8 protein-coding genes are annotated in these 10,182 nt (G+C 60.4%); 4 read left to right on the top strand and 4 right to left on the bottom strand.

The genetic code is table 11. From position 1 onward, the window contains the following. Nucleotides 1–513: 513 nt before the first annotated feature. The 3 genes from F759_RS0134395 to F759_RS39615 all read right to left on the bottom strand — a co-directional run bounded on the left by F759_RS0134395 (nt 514) and on the right by F759_RS39615 (nt 3,331). Nucleotides 514–1,776, bottom strand: a complete 1,263-nt coding sequence (locus F759_RS0134395) for a SagB/ThcOx family dehydrogenase (RefSeq protein WP_161633355.1) — start codon at nt 1,774–1,776, stop codon at nt 514–516. 598 nt (nt 1,777–2,374) lie between these two features. Further along, nucleotides 2,375–2,608: a hypothetical protein gene (locus F759_RS39620; protein WP_036026058.1), complete on the bottom strand. Its 234-nt coding sequence runs from the start codon at nt 2,606–2,608 to the stop codon at nt 2,375–2,377. Between the two features lie 156 nt (nt 2,609–2,764). Then, nucleotides 2,765–3,331, bottom strand: coding sequence for a universal stress protein (locus F759_RS39615; protein WP_051377580.1), 567 nt, complete (start codon nt 3,329–3,331; stop codon nt 2,765–2,767). A 282-nt stretch (nt 3,332–3,613) separates the two neighbouring features. Here F759_RS39615 and F759_RS44690 point away from each other — a divergent pair, with 282 nt between their 5' ends. The 3 genes from F759_RS44690 (at nt 3,614) to F759_RS0134365 (ending at nt 6,996) form a co-directional block, all read left to right on the top strand. Continuing rightward, the gene (locus tag F759_RS44690) at nt 3,614–4,006 is read left to right on the top strand and encodes a type 1 periplasmic-binding domain-containing protein (RefSeq protein ID WP_244438995.1); all 393 of its coding nucleotides are present in this window, start codon (nt 3,614–3,616) and stop codon (nt 4,004–4,006) included. A 190-nt stretch (nt 4,007–4,196) separates the two neighbouring features. Continuing rightward, nucleotides 4,197–5,273, top strand: a complete 1,077-nt coding sequence (locus F759_RS0134370) for an AI-2E family transporter (protein ID WP_027803774.1) — start codon at nt 4,197–4,199, stop codon at nt 5,271–5,273. Between the two features lie 370 nt (nt 5,274–5,643). Beyond that, nucleotides 5,644–6,996 carry a dicarboxylate/amino acid:cation symporter gene (locus tag F759_RS0134365; RefSeq protein ID WP_027803773.1) on the top strand — a complete coding sequence of 451 codons (1,353 nt, stop codon included), beginning with the start codon at nt 5,644–5,646 and terminating at the stop codon, nt 6,994–6,996. Nucleotides 6,997–7,223: 227 nt separating this feature from the next. Here F759_RS0134365 and F759_RS0134360 read toward each other — a convergent pair whose 3' ends face one another. Next, nucleotides 7,224–7,982 (bottom strand): extensin-like domain-containing protein, encoded by a 759-nt coding sequence (locus tag F759_RS0134360; protein ID WP_244438994.1) that lies wholly within the window; start codon nt 7,980–7,982, stop codon nt 7,224–7,226. Between the two features lie 719 nt (nt 7,983–8,701). Between F759_RS0134360 and F759_RS0134355 the strand changes: the two genes are divergently transcribed. Further along, nucleotides 8,702–10,182 (top strand): methyl-accepting chemotaxis protein (locus F759_RS0134355; RefSeq protein WP_036026054.1); only part of this gene is annotated, 1,481 nt, incomplete at its 3' end.

Below are 10,182 nucleotides of genomic sequence, written 5' to 3'. Positions count from 1 at the left end.
GGTGCACTCCGTGCGTCGCGCGCCTCCAAGCTTCGTCAGCGCGTTGCTGAGCCGATTTCACGGTATATGCGACCCGTTGCTTACTCTTTGGAGCCGGCGCAAACACCGAAGTCAGACCGGATAGCGTCCGGCGGACGGTCCTGGTGACCATAGCTNACTCCGCGTTCGTGTCGGGATGTTAAGTCTAGGCCCTTACGTGAAGCTCGCGCTACTGTACGTTTAGACAGCACCTTGACGAGCCCACTATGAACGAACGAGAACGCCACGAGCGAAACGTCGCTGAACCGGCTCCAGCGCGAACAAAACGCGTTCGTCCGTCGGCAGCATTGAAATGACTGATGGGCTGCGACAAGTCTGCGAAGTTAGGCAAGCCTTAGTGCGGCTTGACGGCGTCATTGCAGTGCGAAGGAAGTGCCTATCACTGGCCGACGATTGCCAGCGACACGTCGATGATCGGCGCGACGTAGTCTCGATATGATATGCGGCCGGCATAACTCGACCCGTTTCTGCCCCTCAGTTAGTTTCTTCGAATGTCGCCACGGCGCTCAAAAGCGGCCGCAACCGGCCGCCTGTGGAGATCACGCCGATTGTCAGGCCGGAGGGTACCGGCGGCGCTGCGAAGCGCGCGCGCAAACCTTCGCCGGTGGAGTCCACGGCGCTGGCTGCGGGCCGCAGATCCATGATGGCGAGCACGCCTTCCTCGAGGCCATCAACACCGATGGCCTTGGCGGCCAGCATCTCGTCAAAGCGCGCGACGAGCGTCGCCCGCATTCCTGCCTGATGCCCGGCGAGCCGCAGATTCTCGAGCAAGTGGCCAGCGTCCGCAACCGCATAGCGGTAGGCCCGGTCGCGGTACTTGTAGCCGGTGCGGCGGAACACCGCAGTCAGCACGACGACCGCGTCGGCGCCGTCTGCCTGAGGGGCGCCGAACGCGGCCGGAGCAGCGCCCAACGCGTCGAGCCGATTGTGCTCCGGGTCGTAGTGATAAAGCCCGGCCGGCAAGCCCTCGACCTTGTGTGCCAGGACATAGAGCTCGCTGGGAAACAGCGCGCCGGAAGATGGCGAAGCGCGCAACGCCAGGCCGCCACGCCGCGCCGTGATGCCGGCCGAGAGGTATAACATCTCGCCCAACTCGGCAACGCTCAGGCTCCGCTTGCGCGACGAGGGCGCGCGCAGCGCGTCGCTCAGGCCGCGCTCGTGGGTCCTGTCGCGCGCGAGGGCGATGTGCGGCACGTCGGGGTAGCGCTTGAAAGCAGGCGGCGGTGCACCCCATTCGACCCCCGGCGCGCGTTTGAACACGCGGCTGCGCGACTCGGACGAGAATTCGTGATAACGGGCGACGGCATCGACCGGGCCAGATCCGGCTTCGGCGGCGTTGGTCCAGCGGACGGCGACTTCGCTGGCGCCGTGACGCGTGCCGAGGAAAAACGCCATGCCGAGAGCGGCGAGGACGGTCAGCGCCTTGCCGACCGCGACCGGGCCGTGCCTGCCACCGCGGGTGGATTGCTGCGCTGGCTGGGACGGTGCGAGCCGCAGCCAGCGGAATACGGCCGGCATGTTGAAAACCAGGTGCACGGAGACAAGCAGCAGCGTGCAGTAGCCAAACAGATAGTGCCAGTCGAACACCGGCAACTGCTGACTGGCCACCCAGAACACACCGAGACTTGCCGTCGTCAACAGGTAGGCGATCAACAGCAGGCTGGTTTGCACATTGAGCGCCTGACGCGACGGTGTCCGTCCGCGCCACGTCGACACGGTGACATACAGTGCGTACATCGAAAGCGGCAATAGGACCCAAATAATCTTTGAAACCATGTCCTGACACGCCTTGCTGGAATGTGGGAACGCGACGGAGCCTACCCTCTATCCTTGTCCGCCTGGCTAGGCTCCAGGCTGTCAAGACGCCGAAAGAGATTGATCCAGCCAAAATTACGTTCGACGAGCGCGTGCTGAACTGTTCACGATTCGTGGGAAATCGTTACGTCAGTTATTCGTTCCGAAAAAGCGGCGCAGGGAAATGCAAAGCAAAATGAAGTCCGGTAGACCGGCGCTACTCGTGGGGTCCAGCCGCTCACTCGATTCCATACACGAGCACAGCATTGTTGGTGAGCCAATGTACAGAACCTATGCCAACGGTCCGACCCGCTCTCGAAACTTCCGAGCAACACCTCGAGCGGCAGGTGTTGCCACGGACTCCGGCCGTTCAACGTGCAAAGGCGAAAGGCAGAAATTGACCGGCTACTGTCTAAGGCGGATGTCGCGTCACGGACCCGCAGCCGCCGTTTGACCGATTCCGGCGGATGACTGAGTTGGCTCAATCATGCGACGGTATGGGACACGCCGAACACTCGCGTCCGTTCATCTTGCGTGCCAATCAGTTCTTCTCCGGTGTTTTCAGTTCGATCAACATCCTCTCACAAGCGCCTTGATCCGGCGCCATGCATGCGAGCAAATGTTCACTGTTCGGCATCAGCATCTCGCCGCCCGTCTGAATCGCCAACGTCATGCCTGGATTCTTCTGCCATACGATGAGGCCGAGACATGCAAGCGCCAACAGCACGACGAGCGAAAACGCGATCCTTTCCAGCATCCAAAAGGTTCTCGGCATGGCGACACCTTCAGCATCGCACAGGGTTTGTGATGGGCGCCCGCGCGTGGCTCACAAGTAACGGCTGTGGCTGCATGGTCAACTTAAGCAAATCGACCTGACTAATATCCCACTTCAATAGCATTCTTGGCTCGCTGACGCCGGCCAGCGATTCCGTTAAGTGGACAGTGTCGGAGTGACTGCAAGCGGAATTCGCCCGATGATAAATCCATGAGGCGACGAAGACTTCGATGTTGTCGATTGCCGGCCGGCTCCCGCTTCGCCCACTACGCCCGTATGTGTCGACTGCCGGACCACCAGAACGGGAATCGCGCTATGGGTCAGTACCTTCTGTGTCTCGCTGCCGATCAACAGACCACGCACACCGCTGCGGCCGTGGGACGCCATGACAATCAGATCACAATGTCGCTCGATGGCGGTGCTGATGATCGCTTCATAAGGATGAGCGCGGGTGGTGGCAACCGTTTCGCATATCACGCTCGCTCGGCTTGCGGCCTTCGTGACAGCCGCGAGAAAGGCCTCTGCACGCTCCCTGCTAACCTGAAGAAATTCCTCCTCGGTATCCGCGAGCATTTCGGTTCCATACGACAAAACATGGAACTCCGGCATGACATGAAGTCCCGTAACCGAGGCGTCATTTTCGGCGGCGAGCGTCACGGCCACGTGGACTGCGACTTCGGAAAGAGCCGAGCCATCGGTCGCCACCAGCAGATGCTTGAACATGACACCTCCCTCGCTCGACGTGTGGGCTGTATCGGACGCGCACTCAACCACTCTCGACATCGACATCGATGCCGCTATAAATTACACTTTGCTTTCAGTATAGACGCTCCCATCGTTTGGGAAATATTTTCTGCTCGCTGCTGTTCCTTATCAAACCTTCACACGAAAACTTGTCATGACGCCCTTCAAGTTTGTTCTCCGTTACACGGCCGTGCCGCGGCGCCATCAATTCAACGGAATCCACGAGTTGTTCGCCTAAAGCTGCCGCCCGAGCGGAACGACATGACCCTCACCTTGACCAAGGTGAGGGCCTTCAGGCCCGACATTCTTGTGGTTTCCGGCCACGAGAAAGGCGTCGCCCTCTCGGTGCGGCAGGGTGCCGAAATGCGGCTCGACGCGCCCATGCTGGCGCTGACCCATTGCGATTCCGCACAGATCATCGAGAAGTTCGGCAAGCGCTCGGCGTATGCGGTGTGCGGCTCGCAGTGGGACCGCTCGCTCAGTGATATTGGTGCTTACGAAAGTATTGGATCTGTTGGGCGTCCGCCCTTTTTTTGGCCAGAGAGTGGCTCGATGTCAGTGCGCTGCTCGTCTTCTCGTTGCTTATCGGTTTCGCGGGATCGTTCATTTTCATTGACACCTGCGAGATCGCTTTCGGCATTTTCGCTTCGGTGATCGTTGCGCACTTCTCAGGTCGGCGTGAGTTCAGCGTCGGCACCGGCTCTGCTGGCTTAGCCACAACCCGATCGGTGCGTGGCGAGCAGTCCGAGCCGACCGCTTTGTCGATGATGCCGGACGTCTTAAAGAGTCGCTGAAGTTCGCCGGACGCAAGTCCAGTCAGTCGAGCTAAAGGAGAGGGGTGTTCATGGGCGAGAGCCATCCTGTGTCCCTGGTCAAGCGCGTCATCCTTGCGTTTCTGCTTGGCGGGATCGTCGTGCTGAGCTACGTCGTACTGCACCCGTTCCTGGTTCCTGTAGCTTGGGCCACCATTCTTGCCTACGTGACCTGGCCCGTCTATCGCCGCTTGCGCTCACTTATGCGTGGGCGCGCCAGCGCCAGCGCGCTACTGTTGACGATCATTCTCTCTGCGGCGTTCGTTCTGCCGTTAATCTGGCTGACCATGCTGCTGCGTGGCGAACTGGTCGCCGCGTACCAGGCCGTTGCCGGCTACTTCGCCAATGGCCCGCAAAAACTGCCAGAATTCATTGTGCGTGTCCCGTGGCTCGGGCGATCGCTGCAGGACCTACTGGATCAGATATCGGCAGATCCGACGGCTTTTCGCGCACAACTCGCGGAGTGGGCCCGGCAGTGGACTGCCGAAGTCGGCCAGTTAGTCGGCAGTGTCGGTCGCAACGCGACGAAATTGGGCTTTGCGTTGCTGACGCTGTTTTTTATGTACCGGGACGGCGAAAGAGCGCTCGATCAACTGCGCCGCCTACTACGGCGTTTTCTGGGCGATCGCCTGGACGCCTATCTTGCTTCTATTGGCGGCACAACCAAGGCGGTCGTCTACGGGCTCGTGCTGACGGCATTGGCGCAGGGTACGCTTGCCGGCCTGGGTTACTGGATTGCCGGAATGCGGGCGCCTGTGTCGCTGGCTGCATTTACGGCGCTGATCGCGTTAATACCCTTTGGCACGCCATTCGTGTGGGGATCGATTGGTGTATGGCTCCTTGTCACGGGCAAAACGCTAGCCGGAATTGGCCTTTTACTCTGGGGCGCACTGGTCGTTAGCTCGGTGGACAACCTGATTCGTCCGCTCGTGATCAGCAGCGCTACCCGGATCCCGTTTCTTCTGGTCGTATTCGGTGTGCTGGGAGGTCTGGCGGCCTTCGGCCTAATAGGGCTCTTTGTGGGACCCGTCATCCTGGCCGTTCTGATGGCAGTCTGGCGTGGCTGGGTGGAGGAACAGGCAACCGTCGATACTGGAACACAACCCTAGCTAGCCAACTCGATGTTGAAACAATCAACCTTTGGTCGCCGTCATGCGGGTAGCGCAGAATGATTCATTGCTTCGGCGACACCGTGGACGCATTGGATTCGCCGATGCGCAGGTATGCATTCACCTTGGGATCAAACCGGCGCCGACGCAGCCGCTAACGGCCTGCTGCAATGCACGCTCGGGTTTGTCCGGTTGTCGCGCATGGATGCGGAGCATAGCCTTCGTAAATGATCTGGTGCAAAAATCATTCGCGCCGTGTCGGGTAAGCAAGCCGTTCTCACGACGTGCGCTATGTCTACGGTATGACGATTTCAGTCCACCGTCGGTACCGGGATGGTGAGGAATGCCCACCCTCACTTGGGGAGCTCAAATGGCCACGCACAAACCGCTTTACCGGTCCCTTTACTTTCAGGTGATCGTCGCAATCATTGCCGGCGTCCTGCTGGGATTTTTCGCGCCGCACACCGGCGAGGCGATGAAGCCACTCGGCGATGCCTTCATCAGACTGATCAAGATGATCATCGCCCCGATCATCTTCTGCACCGTGGTCGTAGGCATTGCCGGCATGGAAGATATGAAGAAGGTGGGCAAGACTGGGGGGCTCGCGCTGCTGTATTTCGAAATCGTCAGCGGCCTTGCTCTCGTGGTCGGATTGCTGATCGTCAACGTGTTGCAGCCGGGCGCCGGCATGAACGTGGACCCGAAGACGCTCGACGCGAAGGCCGTGGCCACGGTCACCAGCGGGCGCAAGATGGAGAGCACCACCGAGTTCCTGATGAACATCATTCCCTCGACGGTGGTCGATGCGTTTGCGAAAGGGGAAATACTTCAGGTCCTGCTGTTCGCGCTCATGTTCGGCTTCGCCCTACACGCGTTCGGCGGCAGGGGTACGCTGATCTTCGACTTCGTCGAGAAGATCTCACATGTGTTCTTCGGCATTGTCGGCATCATCATGAAAGTTGCGCCGATCGGTGCATTTGGTGCGATGGCCTTCACGATCGGCAAATACGGCATCAGCAGCATGGTTTCGCTTGGCATGCTGATGATCACGTTCTATGCAACCTGCCTTGTATTCATTTTCGTTGTGCTCGGACTTATTGCGCGGTTCCACGGCTTCGGCGTGTGGAAGCTGATTAAATACCTCAAGGAAGAATTGTTCATCGTGCTTGGCACGTCTTCATCGGAAGCGGCGCTGCCTCGTGTGATGGTGAAGCTGGAGAACCTGGGTGCCAAGAAATCGGTGGTCGGTCTCGTCATTCCCACCGGCTATTCCTTCAACCTCGATGGCACGTCGATCTACCTCACGCTGGCTGCCGTCTTCATCGCCCAGGCGACCAACACGCCGCTCGACCTCACGCACCAGCTCACGTTGCTCGCCGTGCTGCTGCTGACTTCCAAAGGTGCTGCCGGTGTGACGGGCAGTGGGTTCATCGTGCTTGCCGCAACGCTGTCCGCGGTCGGCCATGTTCCGGTCGCGGGGCTCGCGCTCATTCTCGGTATCGACCGCTTCATGTCCGAAGCGCGTGCGCTGACCAACTTCATCGGCAATGCCGTCGCCACTCTCGTGGTCGCGCGGTGGACCAACGAACTGGACCGGTCCAGGATGCGCAGGGTCCTCGACAACGAGACACCGGAAGAGGCCGACGAGCCCGAAAAGGTGTTTGACCGTACGGACGAAAGAATGCCTATCGCTACGACGGGAGCGCGATCACATAACCTCTAGTGAGTGTGCGAACACGGTCGATGCCCGCAAGGCAGTTGATTTACCTGGCATTGCTACCGAACAAATGGGGGTCCGTTGTCTGGGCAGAAACGACGTTCGAGCGTTCGCGTGGAAGCTCGAGCCAACGGCCGTAGATGGCCGTATCCGTCTGCTCGAGTTCAAGCCCAAACCAGCGGACCCCTTCTGCCTGTAGGCCACGTATGGTTCCCGACCTTGGATGAGCGCGTCTACTGACACGCGCGATACGGCCCCATGTCCAGGTGGAAATGCGTTCGATGGAGCTCGTTGTAGTCAGGGCCTAGCACAGCATGAAAGTAGCCGCACGCGCCTGCGTGGATGCGCGCAAGCAAGCGGCCCGCACGCGAATCCGGATGCCAGTCCCGAGCGATCGTGATGCGCGAGCTGTCGGCGAGCTCGAAGGCTTCCACATCGATGGCGTTGGCATTGGCGTCTTCGCTTAAGCGCCCGACCGCGGCGTGATTGACGTTGCGGCACGCATAGCTGCCGACTTGGTCGATGCGCCTGATGCGTTGACCATAGAGCGATAGTGCTGCGGGTTGCCACACGTGGCGCTCGCTCATCGCGAGGGCGAGCGCCAGGGGGCACGTCGCCAAAAACGTGCGGTTGGCGCTCGTGTCCGCGAATCTCTCGACACGCACCGCATGCGTCACGTCGCATCCTTTCGACGAGGTCCGGTCCGCGACGAGCGTGAATGTCAGGCCGGAGGTCTTCAGCGCCGCCATACAGCGTGACGGATCGTGCGTCGCTCGCCAGAACTTCCACGGAGTGAGCAGGCCATGTGCGGCACGGACATCGAGTGGCAGAAATGGATTGTCACGCTCGGGCACGCTGATGCGCCGGTCATAGACGAGCCACGCTATTACGACGCCGCTCAACATGGCCAGCAACAGCAGGGCGGCGACGATGCGGGCCATCATCGCAGGGGCGGCGCGTCCGAAGCCGCCGGGCTGGAGGGGGCGTCGCAAAAGCTGGTCATACGTCGAGTGTAGTCTTCCAGACCCCTCGTTGCACGCGGCGCGTTTTGGGTCCTCAGGCAAGCTTTCGCCTTGCCGCTACTCGGCGGACGGTTCAGCCTCCTCCGGTGGCGCGGGCCTTGCGAGCGCCCGCCTGATGTTGGGAAGCGACATCCGAATGTCCGGTCAAAGGTGCGCACGAATAATATTTCCTGGCCGGTCAACTGCCCGACGTCGTCGGCTGTGCCCGACCGGTCCACAAGGGACGGTCACGCTCCGCCGAAGCGGCATTCCGAGGAAATCTACAGCGGATTCCCAGAATAGTGTTTGCCTACGAATACGAGGTCTCTCTATGTTCCTCGGTGAGACTTCGGCCGAACTGGGAAATACTCCTGCTACGTCAATCGATGACGCTATAGCTAGGAAGCTTCAACGTCGCGGCTCAACTTCCGAAACTACGTGTCCGAATTGAGCCGCCTTTTCGCTCGGACACTCTCAAGGTTTGAGGATTTCTGCCGTCATATCCTTAATAGAGGCGACGGCACCGAGAAAAAGCGGGTCATCGAGGCCCGCGTCGGCGCACGCCGCCAGTCATGGCGTCATCCAGAAGAGCCGCCCCGGAACGGCGGATATGTTCATGCGTCCATGCCATATGCGCCGGGAGGCGCGGCAGCGCTGCGCCTTCCGGCCGCTTCGCGACAATTTTATCGTGCGGTTGTAAGGAATTAGACATGAAGATTTCGAATTTGAAAATCGGGGTTAGGCTCGGCTCCGCCTTCGCGCTGATGGTCGCGCTGCTCGTCGGCACGGCTATCGTGGGTATTGGGCACCTCGAATCCACGAACACGAAGACGGACGCGATCGTCACCCATCGCTACACGCTGATTGCGCTCAGCAATGAGATCAAGAGCAACGGCTACAAGGCGAACGGCATCCTCAGCAATCTCTTGCTGACCACCTCGCCGGATAAGGCCAAGCAGTATATGGACGACTACGCGGCCATCCGCAAGGCCAATGCGCAAGCGTACGCCGAACTTGAGAAACGTCTGACGAGCGACGAAACGATGGCGCTTTTGAAGCAGCAATTCGACGCGCGCTCGGCCTACGGGGTGAGCGTGAAAGCTTTCTTCGATCTGGTGAGCAAGAACCAGCAGCAGGAAGCGCGCGACGTCTATCAGGGCGACATGGCGCGGCTTCAGGACGCGTACTACCTGCTTGTCGACAAAATGGTCGACGTGCAGGCAGAGCGGATGGCGCACGACGTGGCCGATGCGGTTGCCGAAGCGCATCGCGCGAAAATCCAGATGATCCTGCTCGCACTGGTCGCGACGCTGATCGCGATCGCCACGGGCATCTTCATCACGCGCACCATCACGCGGCCGATCAACCGCGCGGTGAGCCTCGCGGAAGCGGTCGCGGCGGGTGACCTCACGCATCACCTGCATGTCGACACGACCGATGAAGTGGGGCGGCTATTGACCGCGCTCGAACGCATGACCAGCAATTTGCACGGAATCGTCGCGCAAGTGCGCCAGGGCACGGACACGATCAGCCAGGCAACGCGCGAAGTGGCGAGCGGCAACATGGACCTGTCGAGCCGCACCGAGCATCAGGCGAGTTCGCTCGAAGAAACCGCGGCTGCGATGGAGCAGCTCACGTCGACGGTCAAGCAGAACGCCGACAACGCACGCGAAGCGAACCAGCTCGCGTCGAATGCTTCGGACGTCGCGGTGAAAGGCGGTGACGCCGTGAACCAGGTCGTCAGCACGATGAGCGCGATCAACGACTCCTCGCGCAGGATCGTGGAGATCATCGGCGTGATCGACGGCATCGCCTTCCAGACGAACATTCTCGCGCTCAACGCTGCCGTGGAAGCGGCGCGTGCCGGCGAGCACGGCCGCGGTTTCGCGGTGGTCGCGAGCGAAGTACGCGGGCTGGCGCAACGCAGCGCCGTCGCGGCGAAGGAGATCAAGGAACTGATCGCCGACTCCGTAAACCAGGTCGGCACCGGCGGCAAGATGGTGGAANAAGCCGGGCAGATCATCAGCGAAGTCGTCAAGAGCATTCGCCACGTGACGGAAATAGTTGCGGAGATCAGTTCGTCCAGCAAGGAACAAAGCGAAGGCATCGAGCAGATCAACCATGCGATCACGCAGATGGACAAGGTGACCCAGGAAAACGCCGCGCTCGTCGAGCAAAGCGCCGCTGCCGC

This window comes from Paraburkholderia dilworthii (genome assembly GCF_000472525.1).
In the GTDB taxonomy this organism is placed as follows: Bacteria; Pseudomonadota; Gammaproteobacteria; order Burkholderiales; family Burkholderiaceae; genus Paraburkholderia; species Paraburkholderia dilworthii.
This window is presented reverse-complemented; position numbering and strand designations above follow the sequence as displayed.

Bases quoted from the DNA above. Each gene is read 5' to 3' on its own strand.
- F759_RS0134395 (WP_161633355.1), bottom strand. From the start codon at position 1,776: ATGTACGCACTGTATGTCACCGTGTCGACGTGGCGCGGACGGACACCG.
- F759_RS39620 (WP_036026058.1), bottom strand. From the start codon at position 2,608: ATGCCGAGAACCTTTTGGATGCTGGAAAGGATCGCGTTTTCGCTCGTC.
- F759_RS39615 (WP_051377580.1), bottom strand. From the start codon at position 3,331: ATGTTCAAGCATCTGCTGGTGGCGACCGATGGCTCGGCTCTTTCCGAA.
- F759_RS44690 (WP_244438995.1), top strand. From the start codon at position 3,614: ATGACCCTCACCTTGACCAAGGTGAGGGCCTTCAGGCCCGACATTCTT.
- F759_RS0134370 (WP_027803774.1), top strand. From the start codon at position 4,197: ATGGGCGAGAGCCATCCTGTGTCCCTGGTCAAGCGCGTCATCCTTGCG.
- F759_RS0134365 (WP_027803773.1), top strand. From the start codon at position 5,644: ATGGCCACGCACAAACCGCTTTACCGGTCCCTTTACTTTCAGGTGATC.